The 19,803-nt window shown below is 58.3% G+C and carries 14 protein-coding genes; all 14 read left to right on the top strand.

The window, feature by feature from the left end:
* Positions 1-31: 31 nt before the first annotated feature.
* The 14 genes from rplL (at position 32) to AC2YB9_RS15070 (ending at position 19,764) form a co-directional block, all read left to right on the top strand.
* A complete protein-coding gene (gene rplL / locus AC2YB9_RS15135) occupies positions 32-418 on the top strand; it encodes a 50S ribosomal protein L7/L12 (RefSeq protein WP_487266188.1) in 387 nt (128 codons plus the stop codon).
* A 275-nt stretch (positions 419-693) separates the two neighbouring features.
* Positions 694-1,653, top strand: coding sequence for an ABC transporter ATP-binding protein (locus AC2YB9_RS15130; protein WP_487266187.1), 960 nt, complete (start codon positions 694-696; stop codon positions 1,651-1,653).
* Positions 1,650-2,426 (top strand): MlaE family ABC transporter permease, encoded by a 777-nt coding sequence (locus tag AC2YB9_RS15125; RefSeq protein ID WP_487266186.1) that lies wholly within the window; start codon positions 1,650-1,652, stop codon positions 2,424-2,426. Before AC2YB9_RS15130 ends, AC2YB9_RS15125 begins: the two co-directional genes overlap by 4 nt.
* Positions 2,427-2,429: 3 nt before the next feature.
* The gene (locus tag AC2YB9_RS15120) at positions 2,430-3,257 is read left to right on the top strand and encodes an MlaE family ABC transporter permease (protein WP_487266185.1); all 828 of its coding nucleotides are present in this window, start codon (positions 2,430-2,432) and stop codon (positions 3,255-3,257) included.
* A gap of 6 nt (positions 3,258-3,263) precedes the next feature.
* Positions 3,264-4,685 carry an MCE family protein gene (locus AC2YB9_RS15115; RefSeq protein ID WP_487266184.1) on the top strand — a complete coding sequence of 474 codons (1,422 nt, stop codon included), beginning with the start codon at positions 3,264-3,266 and terminating at the stop codon, positions 4,683-4,685.
* Positions 4,682-5,782 carry an MCE family protein gene (locus AC2YB9_RS15110; protein WP_487266183.1) on the top strand — a complete coding sequence of 367 codons (1,101 nt, stop codon included), beginning with the start codon at positions 4,682-4,684 and terminating at the stop codon, positions 5,780-5,782. The genes AC2YB9_RS15115 and AC2YB9_RS15110 overlap by 4 nt, the downstream gene beginning before the upstream one ends.
* Complete coding sequence (locus AC2YB9_RS15105) at positions 5,782-6,738, top strand: MCE family protein (RefSeq protein ID WP_487266182.1); 957 nt, start codon at positions 5,782-5,784, stop codon at positions 6,736-6,738. Before AC2YB9_RS15110 ends, AC2YB9_RS15105 begins: the two co-directional genes overlap by 1 nt.
* Positions 6,735-8,003, top strand: coding sequence for an MCE family protein (locus AC2YB9_RS15100; protein ID WP_487266181.1), 1,269 nt, complete (start codon positions 6,735-6,737; stop codon positions 8,001-8,003). Before AC2YB9_RS15105 ends, AC2YB9_RS15100 begins: the two co-directional genes overlap by 4 nt.
* Positions 8,000-9,364, top strand: a complete 1,365-nt coding sequence (locus tag AC2YB9_RS15095; RefSeq protein WP_487266180.1) for an MCE family protein — start codon at positions 8,000-8,002, stop codon at positions 9,362-9,364. Before AC2YB9_RS15100 ends, AC2YB9_RS15095 begins: the two co-directional genes overlap by 4 nt.
* Positions 9,361-10,623 carry an MCE family protein gene (locus tag AC2YB9_RS15090; RefSeq protein ID WP_487266179.1) on the top strand — a complete coding sequence of 421 codons (1,263 nt, stop codon included), beginning with the start codon at positions 9,361-9,363 and terminating at the stop codon, positions 10,621-10,623. Before AC2YB9_RS15095 ends, AC2YB9_RS15090 begins: the two co-directional genes overlap by 4 nt.
* Positions 10,624-10,667: 44 nt before the next feature.
* Positions 10,668-11,204 (top strand): hypothetical protein, encoded by a 537-nt coding sequence (locus AC2YB9_RS15085; protein WP_487266178.1) that lies wholly within the window; start codon positions 10,668-10,670, stop codon positions 11,202-11,204.
* Complete coding sequence (locus AC2YB9_RS15080) at positions 11,201-12,097, top strand: hypothetical protein (RefSeq protein WP_487266177.1); 897 nt, start codon at positions 11,201-11,203, stop codon at positions 12,095-12,097. Before AC2YB9_RS15085 ends, AC2YB9_RS15080 begins: the two co-directional genes overlap by 4 nt.
* Before the next feature lie 269 nt (positions 12,098-12,366).
* Positions 12,367-15,837: a DNA-directed RNA polymerase subunit beta gene (rpoB, locus tag AC2YB9_RS15075; RefSeq protein WP_487266176.1), complete on the top strand. Its 3,471-nt coding sequence runs from the start codon at positions 12,367-12,369 to the stop codon at positions 15,835-15,837.
* A gap of 96 nt (positions 15,838-15,933) precedes the next feature.
* The gene (locus AC2YB9_RS15070; RefSeq protein ID WP_487266174.1) at positions 15,934-19,764 is read left to right on the top strand and encodes a DNA-directed RNA polymerase subunit beta'; all 3,831 of its coding nucleotides are present in this window, start codon (positions 15,934-15,936) and stop codon (positions 19,762-19,764) included.
* Positions 19,765-19,803 lie beyond the last annotated feature (39 nt).

Genomic DNA, 19,803 nt, shown 5'->3' with positions numbered 1-19,803 from the left:
TCGGGGTCTCACTAAAGGAAGGACGCCAATCATGGCGAAGCTCAGCACCAACGATCTGTTGGACGCTTTCAAGGAAATGACGCTTATCGAACTCTCCGAGTTCGTGAAGCAGTTCGAAGACACCTTCGAGGTCACCGCAGCTGCCCCCGTGGCCGCTGCCGCTCCGGCTGCGGCCGGCGGCGCTGGCGCCGACGAAGCTGTCGAACAGGATGAATTTGATGTCATCCTCGAGGCTGCTGGCGACAAGAAGATCCAGGTCATCAAGGAGGTCCGTAGCATCACTGCGCTCGGACTGAAGGAAGCCAAGGATCTCGTCGAAGCTGCCCCGAAGGCCGTCATCGAAAAGGCCACCAAGGAAGCTGCCGAAAAGGCGAAGGAAGCCCTCGAGGCTGCCGGCGCCACTGTGACGGTCAAGTAATTTCGTCACGTTTGTAGCTGTGATACGGCGCTCACTCCGCATGGGGTGGGCGCCGTATCCATGTCGTACCGAGATACGGACGCCCGAATTGTGACTCGCGTTTACCTAGGGTATGTTGCCAAAACCAGCACGTCTGGGCGGTGGGCGCACTAACCTTCTGACTACGTAACTTTCACGTTGTTTGGTCGTTAAGGTCAATGTCGAGCGTCGCGTGGAGATTCATGCAGGGTTGACCGGTGCAAACCGTCCGACCACGTAAGCAAGGAGGGGCGTCTGTGGGCGTTGAAATTGTGGTCGAGGGTCTGACCAAGAAGTTTGGTAACCAACTGATCTGGAAGGACGTCTCGCTGACGCTTCCTGCTGGTGAGATCTCGGTGATGCTTGGTCCGTCGGGCACGGGTAAGTCCGTGTTTCTGAAGACGTTGATCGGGCTGCTGAAGCCGAATGCTGGCCACATTTTCATTGAAGGCGTCGACATCGCCAACTGCAGCGAACGCAAGCTGTACGAGATCCGCAAATTGTTCGGTGTGCTGTTTCAGGATGGCGCGATGTTCGGATCGATGGATCTGTTCGACAATGTGGCCTTCCCGCTGCGGGAGCACACGAAGAAGTCTGAATCCGAAATCCGTCAGATCGTGATGGACAAGATGGAACTCGTCGGCCTCATTGGTGCGGAAAACAAGCTGCCTGGTGAGATTTCCGGTGGTATGCGCAAGCGTGCTGGCTTGGCGCGCGCGTTGGTGCTGGAGCCGGAAATCATCTTGTTCGATGAGCCCGATTCGGGTCTGGACCCGGTTCGCACGGCCTACCTCAACCAGTTGATTATTGATCTGAATGCGCAGATTGATGCGACCTTCTTGATCGTGACCCACGATGTCAACACTGCGCGGACGGTGCCGGACAATATTGGCTTGCTGTTCCATCAGCATTTGGCGATGTTCGGTCCGCGCGAGATGTTGCTGTCCTCGAAGGAGCCGGTGGTTGCGCAGTTCTTGAATGCGCAGCGCGTGGGTCCAATTGGGATGTCCGAGGAGAAGGACGAGACCGAGTTGGCGACTGAGGCTGGCATTGAGATGCCGCCGTTGCCGCCGATTCCTGATCAGATCCTCCCCTCAGATGGGCGTCCCCGTCGTGGTCAGCGTGTGCCTGGTGTCTGGTGCCGCGAGAACGGTGTCACGCCACCAGCCGGCTCGTTCGAAACGGAGATGCCGATGGTTGCCGGCGGCGCTCTATGAGCCTTGCGGTTGTCGCCGGACCCGCACGCGTTTCAGGAAATCTTTTCGCCTTCGCGCTCGATGTGGTCGCCGGCTTATTTCGCCGTCCCTTTCAGCTGAAGGAATTCCTCACCCAAGCATGGTTCATCGTGACGGTGACGATCATCCCGACCGCGCTGGTGGCCATCCCCTTCGGCGCCGTGATCGCCCTGCAGGTCGGCGGGCTCATTAAGCAATTTGGCGCCCAGTCGTTCACGGGCTCTGCGGCGGTGCTTGCCGTGGTCCGTGAGGCCGGCCCAATCGCCACCGCACTTCTGGTCGCCGGTGCGGCTGGGTCAGCGATCGCCGCAGATCTTGGTGCCCGAAAGATCCGCGAAGAACTCGACGCCATGATGGTGCTGGGCATTGATCCGATCCAGCGCCTCGTCGTCCCGCGCGTTCTGGGTTGCATGCTTGTCGCGGTCGCCCTCAACGGACTTGTGAGTGTCGTCGGTGTTGCTGGCGGCTACGTTTTTAACGTCATACTTCAAGACGGCACCCCTGGTGCCTATCTGAGTTCATTTTCATCCCTAGCGCAGTTGCCCGATATGTATCAAGGCATGATCAAAGCACTGATTTTCGGCTTCATCGCTGCCATCGTCGCCTCTTATAAGGGCATGAATGCCGCCGGCGGCCCGAAGGGCGTTGGCGATGCGGTCAACGAGGCTGTCGTCATCACCTTCACGCTGCTGTTCATGGTCAACTTCGTCATCACCGCGATCTACTTCCAACTCGTTCCGCCGAAGGGGACCTGAGCCATGGCGAAGGTGGCAGACCTCTATCACAAACCGCTGGGATTCCTTGACGGCCTCGGCGAACAAATGCTGTTCTACGTCCGTGTCATCAAGTCGGTGCCGCGCAGCATCACCGGCTACCGCAAGGAGATTCTGCGACTTCTCGCTGAAGTGACCCTAGGCTCGGGCGCATTGGCCGTGATCGGCGGAACCATCGGTGTCATCGCCGGCATGACGTTTTTCACCGGCACCGAAGTTGGTATCCAAGGCTATGCATCGCTCGACCAAATCGGTGCGGCGGCGTTCGCCGGTTTCGTCTCGGCTTACTTCAACACCCGTGAGATCGCGCCGATCGTTTCGGGCATCGCGTTGGCGGCCACGGTCGGTTGCGGTTTCACTGCCCAGCTTGGCGCCATGCGAATCAGCGAGGAAATTGATGCCGTCGAAGTGATGGCAATCCCTTCGGTGCCGTACCTCGTCACGACCCGCGTCATCGCCGGCCTCGTTGCGGTCATCCCTCTCTACATCGTCGGCCTGCTCTCCTCCTACTTCGCGACTCGCCTGACCGTCACCAAGCTCAACGGCCAGAGCACCGGCACCTATGACCATTACTTCACGCTGTTCTTGCCACCGGGTGATGTCCTGTGGTCATTCGGCAAAGTGCTGATCTTTGCTGTCGTGGTGATCATGATTCACTGCTATTACGGCTATCACGCTTCCGGCGGACCAGCTGGTGTAGGCATTGCTGTGGGCCGCGCTGTCCGTACCTCGATCGTTGCCATCAATGTGGTCGATCTACTCGCCTCGATGGCGATCTGGGGCACGACCACTACCGTGAGATTGGCTGGTTGACGACTCATGGCTAAGACCCCTTTCTTGGAAAAAACAGGCTCGATCCGCACCCTTGGCGTCCTGTTTCTTGCGATCTGCCTGATCTTTGTCTGGCTCACGTATGCGGTGTTTAACAAGACCTTCGTCAAATACATCCCCGTAACCCTGAACGGTTCCTCGGCCGGCACCTCGCTGCCGAGCAATGCCGATATTAAGCTTCGCGGCATGATCGTCGGCGAGGTGCGACACGTCAAGCCAACTGCCACCGGCGTGACAATGATGCTCGCGATCAAGCCGTCGTCGATCAATGAGATCCCGCGCGAAGTCACTGCGCAGATGGTTCCCAAGACTCTGTTCGGGGAGAAGTATGTTGACCTCATTCCCGCCGATAACCCCAGTGGCGAGAAGCTCAAGGCTGGCGACACGATCAATGATGCGGTCGTGCCGATCGAAGTGGAGACCGTCCTGAACGATCTGTACCCGCTGCTCGAAGCGGTTCAGCCGGCCGAACTTTCTTACACGTTGAGCGCAATCTCGACCGCACTTGACGGGCGTGGTGAACAGTTGGGCAAGACGCTGGTCGACGCCAACGATTATCTGAAGCAGATCAACCCGGATGTGCCGGAGCTCGTGACTGACCTGAAGAAACTCGGAACAGTTTCCGATGGCTATGCTGCGGCGATGCCAGAACTAGGTCGGCTATTGAAAAACCTGGTCGTCACCGGTGACACGATCGTGGCGAAGCGAGCTCAGCTGGCAGCGTTCTTCGCCCAGGGCACGGCACTTGCCAACACGACCTCGAAGTTCCTTGATGCTAATGGTGACAACATCGTCACGCTGACCCACGAGACGCGTCCCGTCGTTGAAGTTCTTCGCGACTACTCCAAGGTGTTTCCGTGTGTACTGAAGGGCCTCACTAATCTGATGCCGCGGCTTGACAGCGCCTTCCGTGACCAGACGCTGCACATTCGAGTGTCTGTGCTCGGCAATCAGCCGACGGGTTACGGTCTCAAGGGTCGGAAAGAGAACGCCGTCATACCGAGTAAGAAGACCATAGATGCTCAATCGCTGGCCAAACCTAGTTGCCACAGCCTCGACAACGGCGACAGTGTTCAAGACAAGGGTGAATACCGCGGCACCGCAAAGCAGCCATTCAAATACAGCCATAGTAAATTAGCGCCGACTCCGCCCTACAAGGTTTACCAGTTGCTTGGACTTAACCCGGACGACAACCACAATAAATTCTTTAAGCGAGCGGCTGCGGCCAATGAATCGCTGGTCGATCTCGTTCAGCCCAGTCTCGATGGCGTCAACTCGAAGCAACAGCGGACCGAGATCAACACGTTGCTCGCGGCGAGCCTTGGGCTCAAACAAGCCGGCGACGTTCCTGATGTCGGATCATTGTTGGTCAGCCCAATGCTGCGTGGCATGGAGGTGTCCGCCGAATGAGGTTTGATCTTGAAGCGCTCTCGGCGCTGGTAAAACTCATCATCTTCTTGGTGATCACTGCGGTCGCGACGCTGTTCTTAGCGTTGTTGCTCACCAACGGCAACGTTGGCAAGCGCACCACTTACCAAGCCGTTTTCAACGATGTCACTGGTGTGGTCAAGGGTGATGACGTGCGCATCGCTGGCGTCGCAATCGGCAGCGTCAAGAGTGTGAAGGTCATCGATCGTGACAAGGCGATTGTTACCTTCGGCGTCAATGCTGACACTCCGCTGACGGAAAACACCAACATTCAGATCCGTTTCCGCAACCTGGTCGGGCAGCGCTATTTCAACGTGACCCAGGGCTCAGATGGGGCCAAAGCGACACTCAAGCCGGGCAGCACGATCCCCGCGAGTCGAACCGAGGAAGCACTCGATCTTAACGTCTTGTTCCAAGGCTTCAAGCCGGTGTTCCAGGCGTTGTCGCCCAAGGACACCAACAAGCTGGCCTATGAACTCATCCAGACAGTTCAGGGTGAGGGCGGCAATTTTGAGAATCTGTTGGCCAGCACATCGTCTTTGACAAATACCTTGGCCGGCCGCGACAAGTTGATCGGTGACGTCATCACCAACCTCAGCGAAGTGCTCGACACGGTCGGTAGCCGCGATAAGGAACTCACCAACACGATCGACACCCTCCAAGAATTCGTCACTGGATTGAAAAATGACCGGGAAGCAATTCTTGGTTCGGTGGATTCAATCTCGGGGTTGGCAGTGGAGACTTCGGATCTGTTACAGCAGGGCCGACCCGCGCTGACCGAAGATATCAAGCAATTGAATCGTTTGACCAGCAACCTCAGTAAGACCAAGAACTTGAGCGCATTGAGCACCTCGATTCAGGTGCTGCCGATCAAGATGAGCAAGCTCGGCAATAGCGCGACGTATGGTTCGGAGTTTAATTTCTTCCTTTGCTCAATCAATGGCAAGTTGGTTCTTCCCGAGATAGCCGGAATCAAGTTGCCTCCGATTGACCTTCTTGGGGGAACACCCATTGGGGTTCCGCCGGGAGATCATGGCCGTAGTTGCCCTGGCGACGCTCCGACCACGGGAGGGAACTGATGAAACCTTTCCGCGAACGTAACCCCGTTGTAATCGGGCTGATCGGCTTTGCTCTGTTGGCCTCGTTCATGGTGGGGGCCTTCAAAGCAGACCAGTTGCCACTGATCGGCGGCGGCGACACCTATTACGCCAATTTCAGTGAAATTGGTGGACTTCGCTCGGGTCAAGAAGTGCGCGTCGCTGGTGTCAGCGTGGGCAAGGTCAAGTCAATTGACCTGGAGGGCGACAAAGTCAACGTCAAGTTCCTGCTCGACAAGGGCACACGTTTCGGCACCGAAACCGGCGCGCAAGTCAAGGTCAAGACGTTGCTCGGTTCGATGTATCTTGCGCTCATTCCCAAAGGCCCTGGGCAGTTGGCACAGGGCGCAACGATCCCTGTCTCCCGGACCACTCCGCCCTATGATGTGGTGGCCGCGTTCTCGGATCTGAGTGAGACAACCGACAAGATCGATGTGCCGCAATTATCCGAGGCGCTTGATGCAGTTTCGGACCTGACGAGAAATACACCACAGGACTTCCGTGGTGCAATCAAGGGCGTGTCTGAACTATCCCGCAACCTTGCCGCCCGCGATGACCAGATCAACACGTTGTTGGTCAGTCTGAAGAAAGTGACCGGCGTGCTCAACTCCCGCAATACCGAGTTGGAGACTCTGTTCAAGGACTCTGATGTGCTCTTCTCTGCGGTCGCAGCGCGACGCGACTCGATCCATAATCTGCTGGTCGCTACGACCTCGTTGTCCGATCAGCTGCGTGGACTCGTCAAGGACACACGGGCAGACCTCAAACCAGCTTTGAACAAATTGCAAACGGTGACCGATATGCTCCGAGCGCGTCAATACGATCTGGACGAAGCATTACGAGTCTTCGGACCATTTACTCGGGTGTTTGCCAATGCGTTGGGTAGCGGGCCGTGGTTCGACACCTACATCGGAGTCGGGGGGCCTAAAGTAAAATGAGTAGCTCGTTGCTCGGAAGATTTGCAGGATTGTCGAAGTTCCTCACCGGTTTTGTTGTGCTTGCGTTGATTGCCGCCGCATTGATCACAGTCGGTAACCGTTCAAGCAAAAACTATGTGACGGTCAACTTCAAACAAACCAATTCGCTTTACAAAGGTTCCGATGTCAAGATTCTTGGCGTTCCGGTCGGGACCATCAAAAGTTTGACCCCCAAGGGCGACATCGTGCGGGTCAAGATTGCTTATGACAACAAGTACAAACTCCCGGATGACGTCAAAGCGGCAATTGTTTCGCCGTCCCTCGTCGGTGACCGTTTCGTTCAGCTGGCGCCGGCATACTCCGGTGGCGCAGTGTTGCCGAATAACGCGTCGTTGGGCGTTGACCGCAGTGTCGTGCCGATCGAACTCGACAAGGTCTACAGCTCACTTGATGATCTCGCCGTCGCGCTCGGCCCGCAGGGCGCCAATAAGAATGGCTCACTGAGCACGTTCTTGGACACGACCGCAAAAGGTCTGGACGGCCAAGGCGCGCAACTCAACACCACGATCAAGAACTTCTCTAGGTTGAGTCAGACACTGTCTAACAACAAGGACGATCTGTTCGGAAGCCTTGCTGAGGTCCAAGAGTTCATCGCGATGCTGAAGAAGAATGATTCTTCAGTACGTGCTTTCAACGACAGCACCGCAAAAGTGTCGACGGTTCTGGCTGGCGAACGGGATGACCTCGCTGGCACGCTCAAGGCGCTCGGCCTTGCGCTTAATGACGTGCGCTCGCTGGTCAAGGACAACCGTTCGTCGTTGCGCGGCAACGTCAAGAACCTCACGATTCTGAGCAACGTTTTGGCCAAGGACGCGAATATCAAGTCGCTGACGGAGAGCGTCAATGCTGCGCCCACCGCACTCTCCAATGTCGGCTTTACCTATAACGGTGCCTACGGAACGCTTGATACTCGTGCCAACCTGTTGGAGATCGTCACGGGCGCCCTGAAGGATCCGAAGCTTGCACTTTGTTCGCTGCTGGGCCAGCCGGGCGCCCCTGGTGATCTTTGCGACCAGTTGGGCGGGCTCTTGGGCGGGCTGCTCGGTGGCGCGAAAGTGGCTGCCGCCGATCCATCCCTCCCCGGTGCTGCCAGCGCGACTCCGGGTGGTGCGCTCGGCGGACTTGACCTGACTAAGTTGCCGCGCACAGCAGCCGGATCGCTGCGGTCGCCGCGCAGCGAGCAGGTTAGTCACTCGGTTCAAGAGATGCTGGCGGTCAACCGATGAGCAAGGTGGCCAAGAAATTTGCAAAGACCGCGGTGCTCGGTTCGGCAGCCGCTGTCGTCTTGAGCGGGTGCTCGTTCTCCCCGTATGCGCTGCCACTGCCTGGTGGCGCCGATGTAGGTTCGAATCCCTATTCGGTCACGGTTCAGTTCCGTGATGTGCTTGATCTCGTGCCGCAAAGCTCTGTGCGGGTCAACGATGTCGCTGTCGGACGCGTGACCAGCATCAAACTCGATGGTTGGACCGCGGTCGTCAAACTCAAGATCAACAGTGACGCGACCTTGCCCGACAACGCCGAGGCGACGATCCGGCAAACCAGTTTGCTTGGCGAGAAGTTCGTCTCACTCAACACCCCGGCCGCTGGCGCCCAAGGGCGACTCACCGACGGTGACGTCATACCGCTTTCAAGATCGGGACGGAATCCCGAAATTGAGGAAGTCCTCGGTGCGGCATCGCTACTGTTCAACGGTGGCGGTCTGGAAAAGACGCAGACAGTTGTCCGAGAGCTCAACAAGACGCTTGACGGCAATGAACCCGAAGTTCGCGAACTATTGAGTAACGCCAATATTTTTGTCTCGCAACTGGACGCTAATAAAGAAGCAATTCTGACCTCGCTCGAAAAGGTCAATAACCTCGCGGTTCAGACCAATAAGCAGAAAGCCGCGATCACCGGAGCGCTCGATAATTTGCCAGCCGCGCTCACCGTCCTCAACCAGCAACGTGGTGATTTGGTGACGCTGCTCAAGGCACTCAACCATCTCGGCGATGTCGGCACCCAAGTCGTCAAGGACTCGAAGGTCGATACAATTGCCGACCTCAAGGCGCTCGGCCCGATTCTCAAACAACTTGCGAACTCTGGCGACGACTTGGCTACGTCATTGACCACATTGCTGACCTTCCCATTCACGGACAGTTCGGTCGGAGGACCGACGGTGAAAGGTGCTCGCGCCTTCCAACAAGGCGACTACTTCAATCTCTCCATTTCAGGTGGTCTGGATCTGTCCACGCTGCTCAATGTTCCAGGCCTTCTCGGTCCGAACTCTGGCAGCGTCGATCCCGGCGATCCGGCACCGCAGACGACGGTCCTAGGGACGCCTGATCTGAGTGCATTGACAGACTTGGTCGGTGGTCTGGTCCAAGGCAGTTCCGGAGCCAAGTTGCCAGGCATCAACGTGCCGGGCGCGGGTGCGACAAAGGCTCCGAAGAGCAGCCCGTCCACATCGAATCCGAAGAGCACGACGGGCGGCGGCCTACCGCAGCTGTGCTCGCTGTTGAGTAATTGTCGCGTGGCGCCGCCGAACTATCCATCGGCTGAGCCTTCGGATCTGGCTCGCCTCATGATGGAACCGGTGGTGGCAAAATGATCACGCGTCTGACCAAGATTCAGCTCATCATCTTCGCGATTGTGACGCTGGTTGGTGGTGCCTTCGTGGGTGGCCGCTACGCCAAGATTGATCGCCTCGTGGTGGACCGTACCTACTCAGTGACCGTCCAATTGACGGACTCCGGCGGCCTGTTCGAAGGCTCGCAGGTGACCTACCGAGGGATCGGTGTGGGCCGAGTCGGCAAAATGTCGTTCGTGCCACAGGGTGTTCAAGCTCGACTTGACATCGAAAAGAGTGCGCCGAAGATCCCCTCGGATGTCGAAGCGATCGTGGCGAATAAATCGGCGATTGGTGAGCAGTTCATGGACCTGCAGCCGCGCAATGACTCAGCGCCTTATCTGAAGTCCGGTTCAAAAATCAGCGTCGAAAACACCAAGATTCCGATCGAGACCACCAAACTCCTGATCGACGTCAACGATCTGGTCAAATCGGTCAACACCGATGACCTGAAAACTGTGGTTGACGAACTCGGGACGGCATTTAATGGGACCGGTGAGGATCTTGGCCGGATCATCGATACGGCGACGGCGTTCATCAAGACCGCCGGTGCCAACATTGATACGACCCGTGCGCTGATCCGTGACTCCAACAGTGTGCTCCAGACTCAGGTCGACAAGCAGGGTGAATTGGCAACATTCTCCAAGAATCTGGCCCTGCTGTCGGACACTCTCGTGGATTCAGATCCCGATATTCGCCGCTTGCTCAAGGGCGGCGGCCCGGCGGCGAGGGAGCTGAATCAGGTCATTGCAGAAAACTCAAAGGATCTTGGCACGATCTTCAACAACCTCATTACCGTTAACAAACCGATGTTCGAGAACACTCAAGCGGTTCGCGCCCTGTTTATCCTTTATCCGTACATCATTGAGGGAGCGCCGTCGACACTGATTGGCAATCCTGACGGAACCTATGATGTGGCATTTGGGCTGGTCACTGGGTTACCCGGAATAAATGGGGAGCCAGCAGTTTGTAACAAGGGATATGTTGGAGACCGGGGCCGCTTGGACGCCAACGGCAAACCCGAGCAAGGTCGTCGTCCGCCTGCCAATATAAGGGCGCGGGAGTTTGATTTGGATGCGGACTGCTTAGATGAGACGACGAAGCCGGAGCCCGTTCCCCGCAACCCGTCCAAAACAACCGTTGACCGCAGTAACCGGGCCGCCGTTGCGTCCACAGACGTCGTCGGCCTCGGAAAGGATTCGTGGAAGTGGCTTCTTCTCGGCCCAGCAATAACCAAATAGACACTTTTGGATCGGTGCGACGGCGGCTAAATGGCTCCGCGTTGATGCGGCTTTTCATTATCGTCGTAGTGGTATGCGTCCTGATCGGCTTAGCTGGGATCTTCGTACCGAAGTTCACTTCGGGCGACGGTCAGCAGGCTAATAGCGATCGTGAGCGTGTCGTCACGACGGCGACTGACTTTACGATGGCCTACACCACCTACGACGTGGCGAAGGCAGCTGATTATCAGAAACGTGTCGGCGGACTGCTGTCGACGTCGTACCGCAAGGAGTTCGACAAGATCACCACAGAAATCTTCAAAGCACTGATCCCGAAGAAACAGGTCAGCAGCAACGCCAAGGTCCTTGGCGTTGCGCTAGATAGCATCGACAAGGATTCTGCCGTCGTCCTGGTGGCCGCCGATGCCACGTTGTCAAACACTGACAATAAAGAGACGGTAGTTCAGCACCTGCGGTGGCGGCTCAACATCGTGAAGCAGAAAGGCGCGTGGGTGGTCGATAAACTGACCAGCGTTGCGGCTGCTGGTGCATCGGCTGGTACTCCGTCAGCGACTCCGACCGAGGGGAGCAAAGCCAAATGAGTAATCCCAACGGACCCGTACGTCGACGCAGAATTGCCGGCGAGGCTGCGCCCGCGGTCGAACCGGCGGCAAAGAAAATCTCTGCGAAGAAGAAGCCCGCGGCGAAGAAGGCGGCCGAAACGAAGGCGCCAGCGAAGAAAACGCCTGCCAAGAAGACGCCTGCCAAGAAGACGCCAGCTAAAAAGGCAGCGACCGCCAAAGCCACACCCGCAAAGACGACAACCAAGGCGTCGACGGCTAAAAAAGCGACGCCGGCCGCGAGCCCGAAGCCCGTGTCGACGAAACCTGTGTCGACGACGAAGCCGGCACCGGTAGCAATCGCTAAGCCGGTCAAGACCGAAGCGCCTAGGCTCGAGTCATCGACGTCCACCCAGAAGCCAGCACCTACTTCGATGGCCTGGCTCGTCGGGGCCGCAGTTGCGATGGTTCTGTCCATCGGGTTCGCTGGCTGGTTCGGCGTGAATGGTTTCAACGACGTACGCGACCAGCGCAGCGGCGACACTGTCGCTTCGTCCAATGCCAAGGCCTCGGACGCTGCCGCGCGAGCTGCCGAGACGATCTTCACCTACCAATATGACAAATTGCCCGCGCATGTCACCGAGTCCAAAAAACTCATGACGCCAGCATTTCAAAAGCAGTTCGACAAGATCTCCCCGGCGCTCGACGAGTTGGCCCCACAAAACAAGATCGTGGTTAAGGGCGTCGCCCAGGACGCGGCGGCCGTTCAGTGCGGCGATGAATGCTCATCGGATAAAGCGTCGGTGTTGGTCTTCCTCGACCAAGCACGATTGGTGGGGAACTCGAAAACCCCGACGGTCTTCGGCAATCGAATCATCGTCGACATGGTTAAGCGTGATGGTCAATGGCTGGTCAACAACATCGAAGCGCTCTGAATCGTACGATCTGAACTATTTAACACCGCCTGAACTATCTAACACTGCACGAATTGTCCTGACACAACCCAACAATTAGCTCGTGCCAACACACTTGCCAACACACTGCTAGTCGAAATGTCAAGCACCCCGTTTGCATTATTTGGCAAAGGGGCGCTAGACTGAATCTTCGCGCTCACCATTTATCGCCTCGTCCCTTGACTGGGCGTTTGTGGTGTGCGCGGAAGTTGAGCCTCAACGAGACTAGCGAGCCTTCGGAAGGATCCCTCTTGGCCGCCTCGCGCACTGCCGCAGCAATCGCACAAACCACCCCCCGTCGTATCTCTTTCGCCAAAATTGCCGAACCCCTTGAGGTTCCGCAGTTGTTGGCGTTGCAGACCGACAGCTTTAGTTGGCTGATCGGAGATGACTACTGGAAGACCGGCGTCGAGCAATCGCTCGCCGAAGGTCGCACAGACGTCTCGACGAAATCCGGATTAGAGGAGATCTTCGAGGAGATCTCCCCGATCGAGGATTTCTCCGAGACCATGAGTCTGTCGTTCCGGGACCATCGATTCGAGCCGCCGAAATACTCGGTTGCCGAATGCAAGGATCGCGACGTCACCTACGCCGCCCCGTTGTTCGTGACTGCAGAGTTCATGAACAACGACACCGGTGAGATCAAAAGCCAGACCGTGTTCATGGGCGATTTCCCGCTCATGACCGACAAAGGCACCTTCGTCATCAACGGCACTGAGCGTGTCGTCGTGTCGCAGTTGGTCCGTTCGCCCGGTGTCTACTTCGAGCGCACGCCTGACAAGACGAGCGACAAGGACATCTACACCGCGAAGATGATCCCGTCACGCGGTGCTTGGCTGGAGTTCGAGGTCGACAAGCGCGATCTCGTTGGCGTACGTCTTGACCGCAAGCGCAAGCAGAGCGTGACCGTTCTGCTCAAGGCGCTCGGTTATGACGAGGCGCAGATCCGTGAAGAGTTCGGCCAGTACGAGTCGATGATGCTGACCCTCGAAAAGGATCACGCACAGACTCAGGACGAAGCGCTGCTCGATATCTACCGCAAGTTGCGACCGGGCGAACCGCCGTCGCGTGAAGCGGCGCAGAACCTGTTGGACAATTATTACTTCAACGGCAAGCGCTATGACCTCGCGAAGGTCGGCCGCTACAAGTTCAACAAGAAGCTTGGTGTTGACGAGGCTTTCGACAAGCAGACGCTGACGATCGACGACATTGTCTCGACGATCAAGTACATCGTTGCCCTGCATGCCGGCGAGGCCGAACTGCCGAGCGCGACCGGACCCGTTCCGGTCGAGGCTGATGACATTGACCACTTCGGCAACCGCCGTATGCGTACGGTCGGCGAACTCATCCAGAACCAGCTCCGCACGGGTCTGGCTCGCATGGAACGTGTTGTTCGTGAGCGGATGACGACTCAGGACGTTGAGGCCATCACGCCGCAGACCCTGATCAACATCCGTCCCGTCGTTGCCGCGCTCAAAGAGTTCTTCGGCACGTCGCAGCTCAGCCAGTTCATGGATCAGAACAACCCGCTCGCGGGCCTGACCCACAAGCGCCGTTTGTCGGCGCTCGGACCTGGCGGTCTGTCACGTGAACGCGCCGGCTACGAAGTGCGTGACGTTCACCCGTCGCACTATGGACGCATGTGCCCGATTGAAACTCCTGAAGGCCCGAACATCGGTCTGATCGGTTCGCTCGCTTCGTTCGGTCGGATCAACTCATTCGGCTTCATCGAGACGCCCTACCGCAAGGTCATTAAGGGCAAGGTCACCGATCAGGTCGACTACCTCACTGCAACCGAAGAAGATCGGTTCATCATCGCGCAGGCCAACTCGGGCCTGACCGCGAAGAGCACGTTCGCCGAAGACGCCGTCCTGGTTCGCCAGCGCGGCGGCGAGGCCGAACTCGTCTCGCCCGATGTGGTCGACTACATGGACGTTTCACCGCGTCAGATGGTGTCGGTCGCTACGGCGTTGATCCCGTTCCTCGAACACGATGACGCCAACCGCGCACTCATGGGCTCCAACATGATGCGTCAGGCCGTCCCGTTGATCAAGAACAACGCTCCGCTCGTCGGCACCGGCATGGAATATCGTGCCGCCGTCGATGCCGGTGATGTTGTCACCGCCAAGGGTGCGGGTGTCGTCAAGGAAGTTTCCGCCGACGCCATCGAGATCATGCAGGACGACGGCACCTACTTCACCTATCGTCTGGCCAAGTTCAGTCGCTCGAATCAGGGCACCTGCACCAACCAGCGTCCACTCGTGGATGAAGGTATGCGCGTCGAGGTGGGCACTCCGCTCGCCGACGGCCCGTGCACCGATGAAGGTGAAATGGCGCTCGGCGCCAACCTGCTGGTGGCATTCATGCCTTGGCACGGTCACAACTATGAAGATGCGATTATCCTCAGCCAGCGCATTGTGCAAGACGACGTGCTCACTTCGATTCACATCGAAGAACACGAAGTCGATGCGCGCGACACCAAGCTCGGTCCCGAGGAGATCACGCGCGACATCCCGAACGTCAGCGAAGAAATGCTGGCCGATCTCGATGAGCGTGGCATCATCCGCATCGGTGCTGAAGTCAGCAACGGTGACGTGCTGGTCGGCAAGGTTACGCCCAAGGGCGAAACTGAGTTGACTCCCGAGGAGCGCCTATTGCGCGCAATCTTTGGCGAAAAGGCGCGCGAAGTGCGCGACACCTCGCTCAAGGTTCCACACGGTGAGTCTGGAACGGTCATCGGCGTTCGCGTGTTTGACAGCTCCGAGGGCGACGAACTCGCTCCCGGCGTTAACCAACTCGTCCGCGTCTATGTCGCTCAGAAGCGCAAGATCTCCAACGGCGACAAGCTAGCTGGTCGACACGGCAACAAGGGCGTCATCTCCAAGATCTTGCCGGTCGAGGATATGCCGTTCATGGAAGACGGCACCCCCGTCGACATCGTGCTCAACCCGCTCGGTGTGCCTGGCCGAATGAATGTTGGTCAGGTCATGGAGACCCACCTGGGCTGGATCGCCAAATCCGGTTGGCAGATCGAGGGCAACGAAGAAGAGTGGCAGAAGCGGTTGACTGCGATTGGTGCCGATCGTGCACCAACCGACAGCAACATCGCCACGCCGGTCTTCGACGGCGCCCGCAACGACGAGATCCAGGGACTCCTGGCCTCGACGCTGCCGAACCGTGATGGCGACCGCATGGTCGGCCCTGATGGCAAGGCGACATTGTTCGACGGACGCACCGGCGATCAATTCCCCGCCCCGGTGTCAGTCGGCTACATGTACATGCTCAAGTTGCACCACCTCGTCGACGACAAGATCCACGCGCGTTCGACCGGTCCGTACTCGATGATCACCCAGCAGCCGCTTGGCGGTAAGGCCCAGTTTGGTGGCCAGCGCTTCGGTGAGATGGAAGTGTGGGCGCTCGAGGCTTACGGTGCGGCATACGCACTGCAAGAGCTGCTGACGATCAAGTCCGATGACATTCTCGGTCGTGTCAAGGTTTATGAAGCCATTGTGAAGGGCGAAAACGTCCCCGAGCCAGGCATTCCTGAATCCTTCAAGGTCCTCGTCAAAGAGATGCAGTCACTGTGTCTCAACGTCGAAGTCCTTTCCAGTGACGGAACCGCGGTCGAGATGCGCGATGCGGAAGAAGACCTCTTCCGTGCCGCCGAAGAGCTCGGTATCGACCTGTCACGCCGCGAACCCAGCAGCGTCGAAGAAGTTTGAGCAGCCTGCGGAGCCGTCCAACGGCGGCTCCGCAGGACTTCGACCGTTTCCACGCCGTAATTTAGATTTTTTGTTTGAAAGGGAAAGAAGACAAACGTGCTAGACGTGAACTTCTTCGATCAGCTGCAAATTGGCCTCGCCACTGCAGATGACATCCGCACCTGGTCTCATGGCGAAGTCAAGAAGCCTGAGACGATCAACTACCGCACCCTGAAGCCTGAGCGCGACGGACTCTTCTGCGAGAAGATCTTCGGCCCGACTCGGGACTGGGAATGCTACTGCGGCAAATACAAGCGTGTCCGCTTCAAGGGCATCATCTGTGAGCGTTGTGGCGTTGAAGTCACCCGCTCAAAGGTCCGCCGCGAACGGATGGGCCACATCGAGTTGGCCGCTCCGGTTACCCACATCTGGTACTTCAAGGGTGTTCCGAGCCGATTGGGCTACCTGTTGGATCTCGCACCGAAGGACCTCGAAAAGGTCATCTACTTCGCTGCCTACATGATCACCAGGGTCGATGAGGATGCGCGCCACCGCGACCTGTCCTCACTCGAGGCCAAGATCGACATCGAGCGCAAGAATCTCGAGAACCGTCGTGACAACGAAGTCAACGAGCGTATGCAGAAGCTCGAAGAGGACCTCAAGGCACTCGAGGACGAGGGCGCTAAGGCCGACGTCAAGCGCAAGGTCAAGGACGCCGCCGAGCGTGAGGTCAAGCAGCGTCGCGACCGCATTCAGCGCGAGATCGATCGCCTCGACGAAGTCTGGACGCGGTTCAAGAGCCTCAAGGTCCAGGACCTCGAGGGCGACGAAATGCTCTATCGCGACATGACTTACCGCTTCGGTAACTACTTCGAGGGCTACATGGGCGCGGCCGCGATCCAGAAACGGCTGCAGACGTTTGACCTCGTAGCCGAGGCCGAACTGCTCCACGAAATCATTGCCACCGGCAAGGGCCAGAAGAAGACCCGTGCGCTCAAGCGCCTCAAGGTCGTCTCAGCGTTCCTCTCCAGCAGCAATAAGCCCGAAGGCATGGTGCTGGACACAGTTCCGGTCATCCCGCCGGAGCTTCGCCCGATGGTTCAGCTCGACGGTGGCCGATTCGCCACCTCCGATCTCAACGACCTCTACCGTCGCGTCATCAACCGCAACAACCGGCTCAAGCGGCTGTTGGATCTGGGCGCGCCGGAAATCATCGTCAACAACGAAAAGCGGATGCTTCAGGAAGCCGTTGACTCGTTGTTCGACAATGGCCGTCGTGGCCGACCGGTCACCGGGCCGGGCAACCGTCCGCTGAAGTCGATCTCGGACATGCTCAAGGGCAAGCAGGGACGCTTCCGCCAGAACCTTCTCGGTAAGCGCGTCGACTACTCCGGTCGTTCGGTCATCATCGTCGGTCCGCAGCTCAAACTGCACCAGTGTGGTCTGCCTAAGCCGATGGCACTCGAGCTGTTCAAGCCGTTCGTGATGAAGCGTCTGGTTGATCTCAACCACGCGCAGAACATCAAGAGCGCCAAGCGCATGGTCGAACGCGAGCGTTCGGTCGTGTGGGATGTGCTCGAAGAAGTCATCACCGAGCATCCGGTGCTGCTTAACCGCGCGCCTACCCTGCACCGTCTCGGCATCCAGGCCTTCGAACCGCAGTTGATCGAGGGCAAGGCCATCCAGATCCACCCGCTCGTCTGCTCGGCCTTTAACGCCGACTTCGACGGCGACCAGATGGCCGTGCACCTGCCGCTGAGCACCGAGGCGCAGGCCGAGGCTCGTATCTTGATGCTCTCGACCAACAACATCTTGAAGCCGTCCGATGGCCGCCCGGTCACGATGCCGACTCAGGACATGATCATCGGTCTGTACTTCCTCACGCTCGACCGCGACGGTCACGTGGGCGAGGGCCGCGCGTTCTCCTCGGTTGCCGAGGCCATGATGGCCTTCGACCGCAAGGAAATCACGCTGCAGTCGAAGGTCAAGCTGCGCGTCGATGGCGGCGCAACGATGGATTCAACCCTGGGCCGTGCAATCTTCAACGAAGCCTTGCCCGAGGACTACCCATACGTCGACTACCAGGTCGGCAAAAAGCAATTGGGTGGCATCGTTAACGATCTCGCCGAGCGCTATTCCAAGGTTGATGTCGCGAACGCCCTTGACAACCTCAAGGACACCGGCTTCTACTGGGCGACCCGCTCGGGTGTCACCATCTCGATTGGTGATGTCGTCACACCGGAGCACAAGCCGGAGATCCTCGCCAAGCACGAGGGTCTTGCGGCCAAGGTGCAGCAGCAGTTCGATCGCGGTCTCATCACCGAGGACGAGCGTCGCCAGGAACTCATCGAGATCTGGACCCAGGCCACCAATGAGGTGACCCAGGAGATGGAGGAGACGTTCAACGAGAACGTCGACAACCCCATCTGGATGATGGTCCATTCGGGTGCTCGCGGCAATATGATGCAGGTTCGTCAGATCGCCGCAATGCGTGGTCTGGTGGCCAACCCGAAGGGCGAGATCATTCCTCGTCCGATCAAGTCCAACTTCCGTGAGGGCCTGTCGGTCGTCGAGTACTTCATCGCGACCCACGGTGCCCGCAAGGGACTTGCCGACACTGCGCTTCGTACGGCCGACTCGGGTTATCTGACCCGTCGCTTGGTCGACGTGAGCCAGGATGTCATCATCCGCGAAGAAGATTGTGGCACCGAACGTGGTCTGCCCAAGGTCATTGCGGACCGGTTGGATGACGGTCGTCTCGTGTCGGCGGAGAATGTCGAAACCTCGGCATACTCGCGCAGCGCGGCGGTCGACATCAACGACCCGAAGAGTGGCGACGTACTAATCCCGGCTGGCGGTGACCTCGGCGATGTCGAGATTGCGCGCTTGATCGAGGCCGGCGTCGACACGATCAAGGTCCGGACGGTCCTGACGTGTGAAGCTCATACCGGCACCTGCGCCAAGTGCTACGGCCGCTCGTTGGCCACCGGCAAACTCGTCGACATCGGTGAAGCGGTCGGTACGATCGCGGCCCAGTCGATTGGTGAGCCCGGCACTCAGCTCACGATGCGTACCTTCCACACCGGTGGTGTGGCCGGCGATGACATCACCCACGGTCTGCCACGTGTCGTCGAGCTCTTCGAAGCTCGTCAGCCCAAGGGCAAGGCGCCGATCACCGAGGTTGCTGGTCGCATCGCGATTGACGACTCGGACAAGGCACGCAAGCTCGTCATCACTCCCGACGATGGCTCCGAGGCCGTTGAGTATCCGGTCAGCAAGCGTTCGCGGTTGTTGTTCTTCGACGGCGATCACGTCGATGTCGGCGATCAGCTCACCCATGGCACACCCGATCCGCAGGAAGTTCTGCGTATCCTCGGTGTTCGCCGCGTGCAGGAACACCTCGTGGACGAAGTCCAGGCGGTCTACCGTTCGCAGGGCGTCGCGATTCACGACAAGCACATCGAGATCATCGTTCGCCAGATGCTTCGCCGCATCACGGTCATCGAACAGGGCGATTCAGCCTTGATCCCCGGTGACCTCGCCGATCGCTCGAAGTTCGAAGATGAGAACCGTCGCGTCGTTGCTGAGGGTGGGACGCCGGCTTCCGGTCGTCCGGTCCTGATGGGCATCACGAAGGCGTCGCTCGCGGTTGAGTCGTGGCTGTCGGCCGCTTCCTTCCAGGAGACGACCAGAGTGCTGACCGACGCGGCGATCCACGGCAAGTCCGATTCGTTGCGCGGGCTCAAGGAGAACATCATCATCGGCAAGCTCATCCCGGCCGGTACCGGCCTCGACCGTTACAAAAATATCCGGGTCGAGCCGACCGAAGAAGCCCGAGCGGCGGCCTACTCGGTCACCGGTTACGAGTCCTATGACTATGGATTCGGCCCGGCTGCCAATGAGCCGGTAGCGTTGGACGACTTCGACTTCACGTCGTACGACAAGTAGTCCGAACAACACCTACAGAAGGGGACCGTCCGCGCGGAC

This window comes from Aeromicrobium changchenzhani (assembly GCF_057586615.1).
Note: the sequence above shows the minus strand (reverse complement) of the source record. Positions and strands in the feature narration are given on the sequence as shown.

Bases quoted from the DNA above. Each gene is read 5' to 3' on its own strand.
- AC2YB9_RS15110 (WP_487266183.1), top strand. From the start codon at position 4,682: ATGAGGTTTGATCTTGAAGCGCTCTCGGCGCTGGTAAAACTCATCATC.
- rplL (WP_487266188.1), top strand. From the start codon at position 32: ATGGCGAAGCTCAGCACCAACGATCTGTTGGACGCTTTCAAGGAAATG.
- AC2YB9_RS15120 (WP_487266185.1), top strand. From the start codon at position 2,430: ATGGCGAAGGTGGCAGACCTCTATCACAAACCGCTGGGATTCCTTGAC.
- AC2YB9_RS15085 (WP_487266178.1), top strand. From the start codon at position 10,668: ATGCGGCTTTTCATTATCGTCGTAGTGGTATGCGTCCTGATCGGCTTA.
- AC2YB9_RS15115 (WP_487266184.1), top strand. From the start codon at position 3,264: ATGGCTAAGACCCCTTTCTTGGAAAAAACAGGCTCGATCCGCACCCTT.
- AC2YB9_RS15125 (WP_487266186.1), top strand. From the start codon at position 1,650: ATGAGCCTTGCGGTTGTCGCCGGACCCGCACGCGTTTCAGGAAATCTT.
- AC2YB9_RS15095 (WP_487266180.1), top strand. From the start codon at position 8,000: ATGAGCAAGGTGGCCAAGAAATTTGCAAAGACCGCGGTGCTCGGTTCG.
- AC2YB9_RS15090 (WP_487266179.1), top strand. From the start codon at position 9,361: ATGATCACGCGTCTGACCAAGATTCAGCTCATCATCTTCGCGATTGTG.
- AC2YB9_RS15100 (WP_487266181.1), top strand. From the start codon at position 6,735: ATGAGTAGCTCGTTGCTCGGAAGATTTGCAGGATTGTCGAAGTTCCTC.
- AC2YB9_RS15105 (WP_487266182.1), top strand. From the start codon at position 5,782: ATGAAACCTTTCCGCGAACGTAACCCCGTTGTAATCGGGCTGATCGGC.
- AC2YB9_RS15080 (WP_487266177.1), top strand. From the start codon at position 11,201: ATGAGTAATCCCAACGGACCCGTACGTCGACGCAGAATTGCCGGCGAG.